Source organism: Serratia sp. CY44782 (genome assembly GCF_052168715.1).
GTDB lineage: Bacteria > Pseudomonadota > Gammaproteobacteria > Enterobacterales > Enterobacteriaceae > Serratia > Serratia nevei.
This window is the reverse complement of record NZ_JBJNME010000006.1, coordinates 275,300-291,776: the sequence shown is the minus strand read 5'-3', so window position 1 is coordinate 291,776 and position 16,477 is coordinate 275,300. Positions and strand designations below refer to the sequence as shown.

Below are 16,477 nucleotides of genomic sequence, written 5' to 3'. Positions count from 1 at the left end.
CGCACCCTTTAAATTATAAATTCAACAGATTCAGAATTTCCTTAACCTTTTCTTCCATCAATTTTTTATTATTTCTAGACTCTACATTAAGCCGAACTACAGGCTCCGTATTTGATGAGCGAAGATTGAAACGCCATTCAGGGAACTCAACGCTTATGCCATCGGTATAATCGACCGAGCTTGCTTTCGAAACATAGTGGTTTTTAATACCTTCAATCGAACCTTCTGGGTTCGACAACTTGATATTAATCTCACCGGAAGACGGGTGGGCGACAATGCGCCCCTGCACCAGTTGCCCCAGAGTTTGCCCTTTCACACAGACCAATTCAGCGACCAACAGCCACGGTATCATGCCACTGTCACAATAAGCAAAATCACGAAAATAGTGATGGGCGCTCATTTCTCCGCCATAAATAGCGTCTTCCGCACGCATGCGCTCCTTAATGAAAGCATGGCCGGTTTTCGACATCACGGGTACGCCCCCCGCCTCGGTGACCACATCGATGGTGTTCCAGCTCAGACGCGGATCGTGGATGATCTTCGCACCCGGTTGTTTCTGCAGGAAGGCCTCCGCCAGCAAGCCGACAATGTAATAGCCCTCAATGAAATCACCTTTTTCATCGAACAGGAAACAGCGATCAAAATCACCGTCGAACGCAATGCCCATATCAGCACCATGCTCACGCACCGCTTCGGCGGTATCTGCACGACACTCCGGCAATAGCGGGTTTGGAATACCGTTGGGGAAAGTGCCATCCGGCTGGTGATGCACTTTGATAAACTCAAGCGGTACGCCCTGCGCCTTCAGTTGCGCTTCCATAGCATCGACCACATGTCCCGCAGCGCCATTCCCCGAATTGATCACCAACTTCAACGGCTTGAAATTTTTTACGTCGACATAGGAAAGAATGTGCTCTACATAAGCACTCAACACGTCCTGGCGGACATAGTTACCACGTGTTGCCGTCGGCGCTTGAAATTGGTTTTTCTCTGCAAGCTCTTGAATCGCTCTCAAGCCCGTATCGCCGCTAATTGGGCGAGAGCCTTCGCGCACCAATTTCATTCCATTATAATCGATAGGGTTATGGCTGGCGGTCACTTCCACGCCACCATCCGTTTTCAAATAGGTCGTGGCAAAATAGATTTCTTCGGTCCCGGTTAAGCCGATGTCGATAACGTCGGAGCCCGCATCCTGTAAGCCTTTCGCCAGCGCCAGCTTCAGGCTTTCACTGGTCAAGCGTACATCGCTGCCCAATACGATAGACTTGGGCTTCAAAAACTCGCCGTAGGCGCGCCCAATACGATACGCGATGTCCTCATTCAGCTCTTCGCCCAGCTTTCCGCGAATGTCATAGGCTTTAAAACACGTCAACTTTTTCATCAAAGATTCCTTAATTAGGCTCTGCCATATCGATCGTGTAACCGTTCGATATCATCCTCTTCCAGATAGCGTCCCGATCTGACCTCAATCATTTCCAGATTGATTTTCCCTGGATTTTCCAGTGTGTGCACGCTGCCAGCAGGAATAAAAGTTGACTGATTTTCGGACAGAAAGAACTCTTTATCATCGACATTCACTTTCGCCGTTCCGCTAACCACCACCCAATGCTCCGCACGATGCAAATGGCGTTGTAGCGAAAGCCCCTCGCCAGGGCGCACGATGATTTTTTTTACCTGGAAGTGAACGCCACTGTCGATGTCGCAAATTTTCCCCCACGGACGGTACGAGGAAGAATGTTGCCGGAAATGATGAAGATTGCGCTTTTTCAGTTCCTCGACGATTTTCTTCACCTCTTGAACCTTATCTTTGGTGGCAATAAGCACGGCATCGCTGGTCGTAACAACAACCATGTCATGCAACCCTATCGTAGCCACCAGAGCAGAGTCAGAAGATATGTAATTATTATTTGAATCAATGGAGATAACCTCCCCGACATTCACATTTCCCGAATGGTCCTTTGCAGACACATCCCACAATGACGACCACGATCCGACATCACTCCATCCTGCATCGATCGGGATCACAACGGCATCCTGGGTTTTTTCCATCACGGCATAATCAATGGAGTCACTCGGGCAGCATTGGAAAGTTTCTTGCTCCACGCGAATGAAATTCATATCGCGTTGGCTCTCCATGACTGATTTTTTAGTCGTTTGGTAAATCTCCGGGCTAAATTTTTCCAGCTCGCTGAGAAATTTCTCCGTCTTGAACATAAACATGCCGCTGTTCCAGCTATAATCGCCGGAAGCGACATATGCTTTTGCTTTTTCCAGACAAGGCTTCTCAACAAAGGCTTCAACTTTGAAGCACTCCTTGGAGAGGCTGTCGCCACGTCTAATATACCCATAACCCGTCTCTGGATGCTGAGGGATAATACCAAACGTCACCAGCCGATCTTGTGTGGCAAACTGAGTAGCCGTGTTGATTGCCTCATGAAAATTGCTCACTTTCGTGATCAAATGATCGGCAGCCAATACCAGAAGTATACCGTCAAAGGCTTCTTCTGCCGCCAGATGGGCCGCCAAAGCCACAGCTGGTGCAGTATTCCGCCCCATAGGTTCCAAAATTATATTTGTCCCCAGTTGGCCGATCTCACGCAACTGTTCTGCGACCAAAAAACGGTGCTCTTCGTTACATATCACTAAAGGTGCCGCAATCTCTAGATTGGCAGCGTTCTCCAAGCGCACTAACGTCTGCTGCAACAGGCTTAAACCACTATCGTCAATCGACAGGAATTGTTTAGGAAAAGATTCTCTAGACAAAGGCCATAAGCGGCTACCCGTTCCTCCGGCCATAATTACCGGGACTATCTTGGACATAATTTAACCCTTCGCTAATCTATTATTTCAATATGAGCTTTAAAAACTATAATTCTTGATAAGAAATAGGAAGCCAGTGCATTCGAAAATAATCTTTGAAGTTATTAATGTGATAATTCTCAAAAGTCTGCAAATGACTGGTAAAAAATTTTCAAATCGATAATAAGAATAACCTTAGGGCATAATATTAATATCAGAAACGTGATTTACTATTATACAACATGGCTCCAGCACTCCAAGTGAGGCCCAGGCACTGACAGCATCAAATCGAAAAACAAAACCCGTAAAAATCAATAAATTAAAAACACAACGCTACCGCCCTTGGCTTCCAGTTACCAATCACTGATGTACGCGTCCACTTGTTGCCATTAATGGTCACTACTACGATGTTTGTCACCAGGTAAACATCGCATACCAAGCGGCGATAAAGCGTGTTAACACATCACCACATCTGACGTCATAAGGCTTATATAAGGCAGGGAAGCTATTTTTTCTCACCTCGCCAATCAAGCGATAACATAACGTATAAACACAAAAAAGAGCAGCTTTGAGCTGCTCTTTCAGATTTATACTTAGGGTGGTCAGAACTGTTCGCCGAATTATTGTTCAGCGCCCTGCAGAAAAATACTGCGCCACACGCAGCACATCCTTCTCGTCCAGCGTGCCGGAGTCGCTCAGCAAGGTAATCCAGGACTTAATGTAGGTGTACTTGGCAGAAGCCAGATCGCGCTGGGCGCTATAGAGCTGCTGTTCGGCGTTGAGCACATCGACGTTAACGCGCTGCCCCGCCAATACGCTCTGCCGGGTCGCCGTCACCTGCGTGGTCGCCGACTTCACCGCCAGCTCGTAGGCCGCCAGCTTGGCGCGGCTGCTGATGCACAGATTGAACTGTTTGCGCAGATCGTTCAGCGTCGAACCCACTTGCGTATCCATTTCGGCCATCGCCTGGCCGTAACGCGCCGCCGCCTGCCGCGTTGAGGCCGCCACGCCGCCGCCGGAGTAAATCGGCAAACTCACCTGCACCCCGATGCTGTCGGTACGGTATTTCTGGTTAACCGTGTTGTCGCTGCTGGAATCGTTCTCCGAATGCGAAGCATAGAGTTGCACGTTCGGCATAAAGCCGGCGCGATTTCTCTCTACCTCGTATTTTGCCGCATCGACGCCGTGGCGCGAGGCGGCCAGCACCGGGTTATTCTCCAGGGCGATCTTTTGCCACTCTTCGAACTTCGACGGTATCAGTGGTGCCACCTGGAACTTGCCCGGCCGTAAGACCTGCAGCTCATCCAGTTGATTCAACGGCACGCCGATGATCACCTCCAGCTCGCGCTGCGCGGCATCCAGCGCGTCGCGCGCCTCGATCACCTGCGCCTCGGCCAGGCTGTAGCGCGCCTGCGTTTCGGAAACGTCAGTCAATGTCCCTTCACCCGCACTCATCAACCGATCGTTCAACGCCAGCTGCTCTTTATAGGCCGCCTTTTGCGCCTCGGCCAGGGCGATTTGATCTTTGGAATAGGCCACTTCGACGTAGGCGCTGATCACCCTCACCGCCAGATCGAGCAGTTTGCCGCGGTAGCGTTCATCCGACATCATCGTCTGCGCCACGCCGCCTTTGTAACGCGCATAGGCCTCATAATCGAACAGCGGCTGCGTCAACGTCACCGAGCTGGAGTAGCTGCGGTACTGCTGACGCCGCGTCGCTTCCGTAATGTTGCCAAAGAAATCGCTTTGCGGGTACTTCTGCGTTTGCCAGTTGCGCGGCGAATTCTGGTAGTTCAGCGATACCTTCGGCAACAATCCCGCCCTGCCGATATTTTCGTTCTCATCTCCCGCTTCTTTTTCTTTTATAGCCGCCCGGAAGGTCGGGTCCTTTTCTAATGCCAGCGAATATGCGTCTAAAATCCCTATCGAATAAACCGGCGCAGACATCGCAAACAAAAGGGTGCCGATAACCAGACCGGCAGCCTGTCGTTTTGAATGAATCAAAATTATTCCTCGGTTAATGAAGTATGAGCGCGATCCAAAATAGGTTTAAACAGATAGCTCAGCAGCGAGCGTGACCCCGTTTTCACGAACACCTCCACCGGCATCCCCGGCTTGATGTCCTCACCATTGAGCATTTTCATGCCCTCTGGCGAGACCGTGACCTGCATCTGGTAATAAGGTTCGCCATTGGTTTTGTCGACCAGACGGTCGGCGGAAACCAGCGTGACCGTTCCCGGAATTTTCGGGGTTTTGTTTTGGTTGAAGGCGGTAAACATCAGATCCACCGGCAACCCGTTGTACACCTTATCGATCAGGTCAACTTTGAGGCGAGAATCCACCACCAATGTGGCCTGGCTGGGTACCACGTCCATCAGGTGGTCACCCGCTCCCACGACGCCCCCCTGAGTGAAGATATTCAATCCGACCACGGTGCCGTCCACCGGTGAAGTGATGGCAGTGTTGCCCAGATCGAAATCGGCCATTTGCAGTCTGTTGCGGAACTCGCTGGCGTCCATTTGGGTTTGCGCCAGCTGCGTTCTTACTTCGCGCTGATAGTCGGCGAAGCGCTGATCGATACGTTGCTGAGATTCCTGCAGCTGCTTTTGCAGTTGGCCAATCCGCCCGACGGTCTCATCGATGCTGCTGTTCACCTCGGCGAACTGGCGCTGTATTTCCAGGTAGCGGTTGCGCGGCAGGTAACCGTCCGCCGCCAGCTGTTTCATGCTGTTCATCTGCTCACGCAGGCTGGAGAGCTGGATCTGTTTGTTGGCGCGTGAGTCCTGCAGGCCTTTCAACTGGAAACGGATCCCGTCCATCGACTGCTTATAACCGTCAATTTCACTCTGCAGCCCTTGGCGACGGGAAGAGAACAGCTGCGTCTGCAGCGCAATGATCTCCGCGACACGCGGCTGATCCTTAACTTGAGCGAAAACAGGGGAAAAAGTGACCTTGCTCAGACCATCCCGTTCAGCCAGCAAGCGCCCTTCGGTGGCCAGCGTGGTGTAATATTGATCGCGCAGCGAATCGACCTGTGCCTGTGCCTGCACCTGGCTCAACTGCACCAGAACTTCGCCGGCTTTCACCTTGTCGCCGTCTTTCACCACGATATTTTTGATGATGCCGCTGGCCGGCGCCTGCACCGTTTTACGGTTGCCGGAAACGGTTACCGATCCCGGCGACGCCACCCCTTTGTCTAGAGGCGCAAACGCCGCCCAGGCCAAGAAACCGAACACACCTACACCCAGCGCCAACCACCCGAGGCGGGTATAACGGCGCTCATCCAGCGGGATCTGTTCTGAGTACGAGTCATTCGGCTCGCCAATATGCGTAGACATACCAACTCCTTTGACTGCCGGCGACGCAACAGCGCCGCCAGGCCAGTTCACGGCTTAATTAATTTGAGTTTTAGGAATATCGCCTTCATCCGGCTCGGAGTTCACCGCACGCGCCGCTTGCGGAGGTACCTGCGCTTTTTGCGCATTTGCCAAGGCCTGCAGCACCTGCTGCGTTGGGCCAAACGCATTGACGTTCCCGTTAACCAGCAGCAACAGCTTGTTGGTCATCGCCAGCAGATTGGTGCGGTGCGTAATCAGGATCACCGTCTTATTCCGCTGTTTAAGGAACGTAATGGCCTGGTTCAACGCCCGCTCACCGGCATCGTCCAGATTGGAGTTGGGTTCATCCAGCACGATAAGAGACGGATCGCCATACAGCGCACGCGCCAAACCGATACGCTGTTTCTGACCGCCGGAAAGCCCGGCGCCACCGTTGCCGATCACCGAATCATAGCCATTGGGGAAGCGCAGAATCAGCTCATGCACCCCGGCCAACTTGGCGGCCTCAATCACTTTCACCGAGTCCAGCTCGTTGAAGCGGGCGATGTTCTCCGCGATGCTGCCGGCAAACAGCTCAATATCCTGCGGCAGATAACCGATGTAAGGCCCCAGTTCGTCCTTGTTCCACTGGTAGATGTCGGCGTTGTCCAGCCGTACAATGCCTTCGCTGACCGGCCAGATGCCGACCAGCAGGCGCGCCAACGTAGACTTGCCTGAAGCGCTTGGCCCGATAATCCCCAGCACATCTCCCGGCTGAATCGCGAAGTTGACGTTATGCAGCACCGCGCTCCCCTTCGAGCCAGGCGGCGTCGCGGTCACCCCTTCAACTGAAATCACCCCTTCCGGGCGCGGCAGCGACATGGCGGTACCGCGCGGCGGATGCTGCTCCAACAAACGCACCAGGCGCTGATATGCCAGCTTGGCAGAGCTCCAACTTTTCCAAACGTTGATCACCTGCTCGATCGGCGCCAGAGTACGCCCCATCAAAATGGAACCGGCGATCATCATGCCCGGTGTGATGTGCCCATCGATCGCCAGCCAGCCCCCCAGGCCCAAAACCAGCGACTGGAGCGACAGACGCACAAACTTAGTGATCGATGTAACACGCGATGCCCGTTCGCTAGCGATGCGTTGGCTGTTCAGGAAGCGCTGATGCAGACCGAACCAACGCCCCTTCAGGTTGGGCAACATTCCCAACGCTTCGATCACTTCGGCGTTACGCAAGTTGGTGCTGGCCAGGTTGCTTGACATGATTGAAAGCCGGCTGGCATCCGCCAGCGGCTTTTTCGACACCACTTCGTTGATCACCGCCAAGGCGATCAACAGCAAGGAGCCCACCAGTGCGAACAACCCCAGCCAAGGGTTAAACAGGAAAATCACCAGCAGATAGATCGGGAACCAGGGCGCATCGAAGAAGGCAAACAGCGCACTGCCGGTCAGGAATTGACGCACGTTGGTCAGATCGCTCAACATCTGGCCGGCATCGGAGGAACCGTTTTTTAAATTCGCCTCGTAAGCCGCAGTATAAATGCGCGTATTGAGCCGCATATCCAGCTGACTGCCGATACGGATCACCACCATGCTGCGCACGTATTCCAGCAAGGACATCATGCCGAACATCCCCAGCATGATCAGCGTCAACATTAACAGTGTGATTTCATTACGCGAAGGAAGCACCCGGTCGTAAACCTGGAGCATGTAAATGGAAGGTACCAACATTAATAGGTTAATAAACGCAGTGAATATACCAACGGTCCAGAAGACTTTACTGCGCGTGCGTATAACATCCGCAATTTCGTTGCGCGGGATAAATTGATTCACGTTCTGCCCTTACATCATGTGCACTGTCAGTCCAATCCGCATTGACCCCTCCCCTAAAGAAATTCCTAAAAAAGAATCCTCCGGGAAGGCTCACCCCAAAAAAAATGCCCGAGACTGCAGATACTTTCGTTAACTATAGGTAGAGAAAGTGAAAACCGGCAAGGTATGTTATAAAAAAAAAACCGGCCACCATGCTTTTAAAAAGCATGATAAAACAGAGTGATATGGGAAAACAAAGGCGGGGATGGAAGATAACGAAATGGAATAACTTAGAGAGGATGATGCCGCTCACAAATTTAAATATGCGGGGGAATAACCTCCCCCGCATTATTTAAAACTCAATAGTTCCATTGGGAATTATTGGCTGTTGTGGTTTTACCCTTAGGCGTAGTGCAGAGTATCCACCAATTGCTGGTGGTTCTGGCCTGTCAGGTAAATGACGGTATCGTTAGCATCCAGCGTGTGGTTATTGTTATTGTCAATAATCACATAGGAGTCAGCATTGTTACCTGTACCACTGAACACCACCGAGGCCACGCCCACTTTTGCCGTCAACGAGTTTGGATTGCTCAGCCCCAGGATGCCCCCCAGCAGGCCGACAACGCCGGTAGTTAGACCGCCAACCAGCGAACCTAACAGCGCATCCAACGTATCTGAAGCGCGAGTACCGTAATCCGCCACCGCGGTACCGGTGTTGGACAGGGTCAGGCCGGAAGCCGCATCCACGATTTTGTCTTTCGCAGTGCTGAAGTCGGTGATGGTGACCCCCGCCTGCGAAGTACTGGATTTCAGATCGTAGATATTCGCCCCGGTGCCCCCGGTCAACGTGGTGTTACCCAGTACGTTGAAGCTGTCGGCCGTGGACGTGCCTTCTACCGTCAGTTGGTAACCGTTCAGACCCAGCGTGTTCAGCAGCGGGGTCAGCAATGCGGTGGTAACCGCACTCAGTGGCAACGCGTTCAACAGCTGCACGATAATACCGTCACCGGTACCCGCATGGCTTGAATCCAGGTTCAAACCGCCGGTATTGGTTGAGGCGTTAACGTCACGAACGTTGCTGAAGCCGCTACCCAACGTCAAGTTCAGCGCATGGTCACCGGTCACGTTGACAGTCTGAACCTGCGCATTGGTACCAGCCAGGGACAGAATGTTGTTGAACGAACCGGTACCGCCGGAAGCCACGTTCACCGTCGTCAGCGCGGTGCCCAACAGCGCACTGCTGCTGCTGTTCAGGCTGATGGCGCCGGCATTCACGTTCGCCGAGCTCACTGCATCAAAGTTGATGTTGAAGTGGTCGGTGGCGTTTTGGACGAAGGTGAAGTTCAGCGTACTGGCTGATGTCGCGTCGCCTTTCACTTCCAGCTGTGCGGCGTTACCGCCGGCAGCGTTGATGACGTTGACGTTAGCCAGACCGGAGATCACGAACCCTTGTGCCCCCAGGTTGGTCGCCGCTGCGTTCTGGGTGACCGTACCGCCCGTAGTCCCTTCTACCGTAGACGTGCCGTTGGTCAGGCCAAAGTCGAAGGTGTTGGTTGGCGTAGTGACGCTGGTGGTGGTCGGTGAACCAATCAGCGGTGTCGTAATCAGCGTACCGACAGACTTACCGATATAACCGGTCAGATCAATCTGCTCAAAGTTCGAGAAGTTGTTGGCGTTGCTGGTCACGGTGCTGGTGCGAACGCCCAGGGCGTTCTGGTTGGTCACGACGGTTTTGGTGATGAAGTTGGCAGAGATGGAATCCGTGCCGGTACCGCCGTCAGCCTTGACGGCATTGGCAACGGTGTTCGCACCGCCGGAGACCGCGTTACCCGCCCAGTGCAGGCTGTCGTTGCCGGCGCCGAGGTTAAACTGTGCGGTACCGGTCGCGATGTTAGCCGTCGAAGTCACGACCACGTTATCTGAACCGGAGCTGGCGTTCAGGATAATGTTGCCGTTGTTGACAGTCACCGCCACGCCAGGGTTGACGCCGTTATCTGACAGGTTCACCGTTGCAGCGCTGGTGCCGTTGATGGTCAGGTTAGCCAGGTGATCGGCGAACTTCAGATTGACCAGGCTGGCTGTGCTAGCGTTGAGTTGGACATCAGTCAATACTGCCGTTTCGGCATTACTGATCTGATGGGAAAGTCCAGAGTTAATCGTACCAATGGCATTGCCACCAGAAGCAGATGACGACAAGGCTGCAGCGGTGTTGTAAACCAGACTGGTGCCGATCTGATATTCAAAGGCATGCTGTTGCGTAACTGTAGTAGCATCCGTTGCAGTCGAGTTACGTAAGTCATTGATAATAGCCTGAGTAATAACAGACTTGTTCGTTCCCAAAGCGTTATAAGTTGCCAGTTGAGAAGCTGTGGCATTCACACCATACACACCATTAAAAATGTGCTGTATGAATGCATCACCGGCCAAATTGGCGCCTTTCTGCTGAAACTCCGAAGAAGCCAGCAGGTTGCTAACCAAAAGAGAAAATGACTTACCTGGTTGTAATAAATAGTTCGTCCAATAGTTCAACCCACTAGAGTCAGCCGAACGGTAAGGTACAGCCAGATAAACAGAAGCTACCTGTTCCTGAGACGAAAGCGCAACGCTCCACTGGTTCCATGCCGCCGTACCGTAATTATTAAACAGCAAAGCATCGATGTGGTTGTCAAAATTGGTTTGGGCAGCCAAATTAGTGCTATCGAATTGCTTATAATTTAATAAGTTATCGATTGCGCTGTAAATGGCATTATTCAACGACGTTGTACCCAGAATACCTTGGAGAACGCTATCAGCAGGTGCAGAACCATAAACCTTGGTATAAACCGTTCGTAAGATATCCAACGAAGAACTCGAGCCATACAGCGCCTGCCCTTCAGCAGATGCTAGCAGGTTGCCAACGTAAGTCTGTGCAGTAATTTGTCCCGTACGGATTTGACCGGCATCGGCATCAAAGGCTGTGAGACTAGTAAAAGTACTATGTCCTAAGACGGCGTACTGTATAGCTGCCACTACCTTCTGGTACAGCAAAACTTGAGAAGCCATAAGTATATCCTCAAAATTAAAAATTAATTTCAGATATCAAAAGGTTAACAAAAACAAAAAAGAAACATGCGGACACATGCAAGTTAAGGAAAGTTCAAAAAATCAAAATTGTCAAACAACAGGATAAAATTAAAATAAAAATAATCCTAACAACACAAAAAACCAAGAAACACAGCAATCGAAATATAATTTAATGTGACGTTGAATTTATTCGCAAATTAATAATCACATAAAAAATCAAAGTATAGCTATACTCAGGCATCGTAAAATGCAGTTTCATCAAGCGAAGTCTTCACCAAACGGATATCACCTATATGTCTTGCTATGGTGACCAACTCCCTGTATTAGATACAACGGTCAGTTAGTAATGTCGATTTGTTTACCTTCAAACGCTCCATTTCACCAGCTTGATGCAAATTCAGCCGGGGTTTGGTAATTCAGTGATGAATGTGAATGATGCTCGTTATAATATTGCCGCCAGTCATTAATCGTTTTCCTAGCGTAAACAATACTGCTGAACCAGTTCTTATTCAGGCACTCATCTCGAAGTCGTCCGTTACAACTCTCAATAAATCCGTTCTGGGTTGGTTAGCCTGGCAGAATAAGCTGCCGTTCCACGCAATTCTCGATGGCCCATTGATCCAGTGTGCGGCAGATGAATTCAGGTCACTGATCGGTTCTTATCGTCGCCAAATAGCCATGAAACAGTGCTATGCTGGCCAGACTACGAATGACCTACATACCAGAAATCCCGAAATTAGCAGTAATCGTCGGGCACTTCATAGTGAAATCATCCATACAGGTCAGGCACTTGTTCCTCCGACCGGCGGCCAATGTATCCATGACGAAATCCATCGACCAGCTCAGGTTCGGTGCATCCTGGCGCTGAAGCGAAAACAGCCCGCTCGCCAACCCTTTACGACGTCGTCTACGTTTACGCTCTGTCCGTTACGGTATACCCGCTAGTGATTGACGTGAAATCCCTCCCGACGCAGTCACTGCCAGATTCACCGGTAACCAAAACCTCCAGATTTCAAGAGCCAGTTCAGTGATGCGCCCTGATTAATATGCATCAAAAGACGGACGCTGAGAGTCATAGCGGTAGGTGGACAGGCACGAACCTATGAGCCTACAGGCACGAAGTTGCAACAGGCCCGTGGTTTCACACGCGACTTCCAAGGCTACCCGCTTCTAGTCTGCCGTAAGAACTTTCGCCCCAGAGCCACCTGAAGCACATCCTTATCCAGCATGGGTTCAGCGTGTAGCTTCTTGACCTCTTCAAGTGATTTGAACCGCTTCACTTCAGGCACATCCATGACGCCAAACTTTTTGCACGAGGAAGTAGGGGGTAGTTTATAAACTAGCATACTTGTAGTCGGGTCCCCCGGCCGAAATCCCAACTTCAATCTCGCGGAGGATACTGATGACCTGCACGTCGGTAAACGCTTCTTAGTAGCGATGTCCTCACGTTGCTTAAAAGCATTATTAGCGTGGGATTGCATTAAACTACGGAGATCAGGCTAATGAGATTAATATCAAGTTACCGGGCTAAAAGGAGGCTGACCAATAAATTCATTACAAGACCTTGCCAGCGAAACTGAATAATCAAGGTGTTTACCACCATTAATAATCACCGTATTATTGCTTATTTTGTCATTTGATGAACCAAAATTTTTTATCACACGCCCTCTATTATCAACATCAATTCTATTGAAAAAATCGAGCAGACCATCAAAGCGACAATTATCTATTTTATTCTTAAAACCGCCATTGATAAAAATGACAGGTGTTCCCATTGCCAAACATGGAAGTGCAGTGTGAATACGTGACGTAACAACCAGTTTAGCCGAAGAAAGTTTCAGCAGAAAGTTATGGGCCATTTCAATCCCCACCTCATAAGGAACATAAGGAACTATTTGAGTCATCACTCTAGCATCATTTAAGAGCTCTTTCTCAAAGCACTCTCTAAGCACTTCCCGCTTGTGGAAAAGCTCCCACACACGTCCATTAAGAATTCTTTTGGCTAAACGCAGAGGTTGTCGCAGCAGTTCGAAAGGTGTCAATGAGTCATACATAACATCAACAAAGTAAATATCATCAGAGCAGGAGTTTCGCTTATATGCTTTGCCTAATGTCAAAGTCATACACCCCGAGTAATATGCAGGTATACCATATTTCTCGAGCAAGTTTACCGTATAGAAATCCCGGCATCCTATAGGAGCATATTGCTTCAGGTGATAAATGGCCTCAGCAGAAAATATTTTATTTTCAACCGAAGAATTGATATGTACAGACGTATAAAAGGGATAAATGTTACAGGAGGGCGGAAAATTTTCTGGTGAGTCCATATACCATGCATTCATTATCACCTTCACAGGCTCCCCATGATAACCACCTATAGCATCACGTGGAATTGGGATATCACACGAAGGGAGAAACTGCCTGGCGGCAAGAGTTTGTACATAATCACCTAAATTAATCCACCCTCTTTTACGGTAAAGATCACTCTCGTAAGTCAGAAATCCATACTTTGTCATTACAATCCCCTCTCACTGTACTTCAGTTTCCTAAGCAACTTGAGAAATGATGCTCTATCATCAGCATCAAAAACGATAAAGAAGAACATTACAGCAACAAGAAACAAGTTTAAAAAAGAAACCATTAACAAAGAAAAATAACCATCAACAACCTCATTTTTAATATAAAGACAAGTCAAAACTGAAATTATTGCCACAATAAAAAACTTTGGGAGAAGCTTAAACAAAAAAATATTAAGATTACAGTGAGGAAAAATACTTTGCGTCCACAAAACCCTCAACACGAGCAGTACCAGCACGCACAGCGCCCTTATCAAAAGAACAAAATAGATTGAATAATGCAAGAAAAACAAAGCGGTCATCAACAGAATGGAAAACCCAAGAATAAGAGATATGACCAGTTGATATCTTTTTAACTCCCCTTTTGTATATATAGCAGTAACGAAAGGATTAGATAAGGAATCAATGAACACATAAACAATGACAATTCGAATAAAATTGGGAAGATAATCCGGTACACCACCAAGCCATACAGTACTCACGAAATCAGCAAAAACAAAAACAGGCACACCTGACAATATCGTGACAAATGCAGTCAGCTTGCAGGACAGAAAAATTAAGCCATTCATCTCACCAAAATGCTCCAAAGAGCCACTCTTTATTATTTTCGGCGCAAAGGCCATTTGCAAAGCACCGGTAACCCGATTAAAGGCGTTCAGGACCTGTTCAGCCAACCAGATAGAAGCATTAGCGACCAACCCTACAAAGTAATAAACTAAGAATGCAATTGATTGGGAAACGCTTACAATACTGAACGCACCTAACAATGGCCAACGAGAGAACGACAGAATCTCCTTTAAAAAGACCATGTCAATATCTCTTGAGACCCCCCCCCTATATAACCGAACGTATTTTGAACAAAAACAAACATACACAATAAAAACAAAAACAAAACCAATGAGAACAAGGCAAGAATAAGAAACAACTTTATGTCGAAACTCGAAGGACGAGAATATAAAAACCATCAACCAACGTTGAAAGGCATCAAATACTCCAACCTTAGCAAAAACAGACATCTTTTCCGTGGCGAGTAAGTATCCCATAAAGGGTGTCTGCATAATTTGAAAAAGGAGGGTTATTATTGTGAATTGGTATAGCATGAAGATATCGTTAGCGCTTACAGTTGAAGAATTCACTTGCGACAAAACAAACCATAAGCCTACAGTTTCCGCCAAAAAAAAGACAAGGAAACAAACACCCAAGTACATAATAATAATAGAAGCAAACCTTTTTTCAAATTGTTCACTTTCTTTTGCCACCTCAACAGTAAGAAATCTTTGCGTGGAAAGTGAAAAAACATTTTGAATGAACGTAAACAAAAAGATGACACTACTAACAAGGCTATAGAGACCAAAATCGGAGACACCAAGAGAATTTAGCGCCATACGCGAGGTATATAAAGTGACAAACATCAATATCAACGTACGGCCATATAAAGCAAAAGAATTAAGTAGCACCGTTTGCCTATTGTTCACGCCTCCTCCCTTCCGTCCACTGCCGTCATATTTCAGCCAACAAGGAAAATTTTAATACCTTTAGAAATAGATAAGGTATACCCTACTTATGTCACTTTTTCCCTTCCCTCTTGAAGAAAAATTCTGATATTTTCTTACTCAACTCATACGCCTCGAAGTCTGCACTGCCAGTATTATAAAGTGAGTCGGCTTTCAAATAATTAATCATTCCGTCTCTAGCTGGTGAGATAACAGGTATATTTCTCGCTAAAGACTCAAGCATTATTAATGGAACCCCTTCATACCGTGATGGAACGACAATGAAGTCTATATCTCTGGAATCTGCCCAAACATTATTTTTCCACCCTAAGAAAACGACTTCGATGTTCGGCGAAAGCTTAGTAGCCAACTCCCTAAATCGCTTGAGATCTGGGCCATCACCAAAAACTCGCAATTCAACAGGAAATATTATATTTTTCAAAGCATTAATAAGTATGTCCTGTCCCTTTTGACGAAAAAGAACCCTCCCCGCCATGACAACTTTCAATGTCTCATTTGATGGTATAAATTCATATCCCACCCCTCTTATTTCAGATATTTCTGGCCTGGCGACAAAATTTTCCAAAACCCGGACAACAGCCTTTTTATTTTTGATAATGATATCGTTAGCTGTCGTGTCACAGATAGTGAAAAAGCAATTACAATTCCTATATACATACCTAGCAAGAAAGTCTTTAATGGAAGGGGCCCAGCTTTCCATTTTCCTAAAACTATGCGTATAAGGAAGATAACTAATGATACTTTTTATCCCCAACATTTTTCCCACATTGATAAAAACAGAGCCAAACTCAATGTCTCCTTGAATTACAAAGATAAAATCAAACTTGTTTTTTATTGAAAGAAGGAAATAAGCAGTGCGAAGAATATGACATGGATTAAAAAAAGAATGGATTATTTCCATATTATTATGTCGAACACCATGAAACTCATAACAAATAGAAGAGGCATTCAATAATTCAGCCATTTTATTATTCCCCAAGGGAATATAACATACCACTCTCATCCCTTTTTTAATATATCGCCTTAAATGAGCAACAGCCATCATTTCATGGCCTCCGAGGATTGATGCCGTAAAAATAACTGCGATTTTCCGATCTTTCAACATACACCCTCATAAAACAACTAAGCTATTATCTGCATAGTGAAGTATAGTAGCGGGGGAGTAAAATATCAGAAAAGATTACTCTGAACACATAAAAACGTCCAGTTTTGTTATTAATATTTCGGCACTAGCTCACAAACCTGAAACATAACTGCATTCTTAGCACGATAAGAATAAAGAGCTGTATAGACACACCGTAAACATAATTATTTCTTCAGATAAGAACTCAAAACTTAAAAATGCAATCAGTTAAACCATAGAAAATATAAATATCATACCTCCCTA

General features: G+C 47.9%; 9 protein-coding genes and 1 pseudogene. All 10 read right to left on the bottom strand.

The features are described 5' to 3' along the window. Nucleotides 1-13: 13 nt before the first annotated feature. Nucleotides 14-1,381 (bottom strand): phosphomannomutase CpsG, encoded by a 1,368-nt coding sequence (gene cpsG / locus ACJ8HT_RS13705; RefSeq protein ID WP_197652100.1) that lies wholly within the window; start codon nucleotides 1,379-1,381, stop codon nucleotides 14-16. Nucleotides 1,382-1,395: 14 nt separating this feature from the next. Then, complete coding sequence (locus ACJ8HT_RS13700; protein WP_197652101.1) at nucleotides 1,396-2,820, bottom strand: mannose-1-phosphate guanylyltransferase/mannose-6-phosphate isomerase; 1,425 nt, start codon at nucleotides 2,818-2,820, stop codon at nucleotides 1,396-1,398. 606 nt (nucleotides 2,821-3,426) lie between these two features. Continuing rightward, complete coding sequence (locus ACJ8HT_RS13695; RefSeq protein ID WP_197652102.1) at nucleotides 3,427-4,803, bottom strand: TolC family outer membrane protein; 1,377 nt, start codon at nucleotides 4,801-4,803, stop codon at nucleotides 3,427-3,429. 2 nt (nucleotides 4,804-4,805) lie between these two features. Beyond that, entirely contained in the window at nucleotides 4,806-6,137 is a 1,332-nt protein-coding gene (locus ACJ8HT_RS13690; RefSeq protein WP_126179413.1) for an HlyD family type I secretion periplasmic adaptor subunit, read from the bottom strand. Between the two features lie 54 nt (nucleotides 6,138-6,191). Then, nucleotides 6,192-7,958 carry a type I secretion system permease/ATPase gene (locus ACJ8HT_RS13685; RefSeq protein WP_174136018.1) on the bottom strand — a complete coding sequence of 589 codons (1,767 nt, stop codon included), beginning with the start codon at nucleotides 7,956-7,958 and terminating at the stop codon, nucleotides 6,192-6,194. Nucleotides 7,959-8,339: 381 nt separating this feature from the next. After that, a complete protein-coding gene (locus tag ACJ8HT_RS13680; protein WP_197652103.1) occupies nucleotides 8,340-10,979 on the bottom strand; it encodes a beta strand repeat-containing protein in 2,640 nt (879 codons plus the stop codon). Between the two features lie 399 nt (nucleotides 10,980-11,378). Continuing rightward, nucleotides 11,379-12,413 (bottom strand): annotated as a pseudogene (locus ACJ8HT_RS13675) (IS3 family transposase). A gap of 101 nt (nucleotides 12,414-12,514) precedes the next feature. Then, complete coding sequence (locus tag ACJ8HT_RS13670) at nucleotides 12,515-13,516, bottom strand: polysaccharide pyruvyl transferase family protein (RefSeq protein ID WP_197652104.1); 1,002 nt, start codon at nucleotides 13,514-13,516, stop codon at nucleotides 12,515-12,517. Then, nucleotides 13,516-15,051, bottom strand: coding sequence for a hypothetical protein (locus ACJ8HT_RS13665; RefSeq protein ID WP_197652105.1), 1,536 nt, complete (start codon nucleotides 15,049-15,051; stop codon nucleotides 13,516-13,518). The genes ACJ8HT_RS13670 and ACJ8HT_RS13665 overlap by 1 nt, the downstream gene beginning before the upstream one ends. A gap of 91 nt (nucleotides 15,052-15,142) precedes the next feature. Continuing rightward, nucleotides 15,143-16,195 (bottom strand): glycosyltransferase, encoded by a 1,053-nt coding sequence (locus ACJ8HT_RS13660; protein ID WP_197652106.1) that lies wholly within the window; start codon nucleotides 16,193-16,195, stop codon nucleotides 15,143-15,145. Between the last annotated feature and the right edge of the window lie 282 nt (nucleotides 16,196-16,477).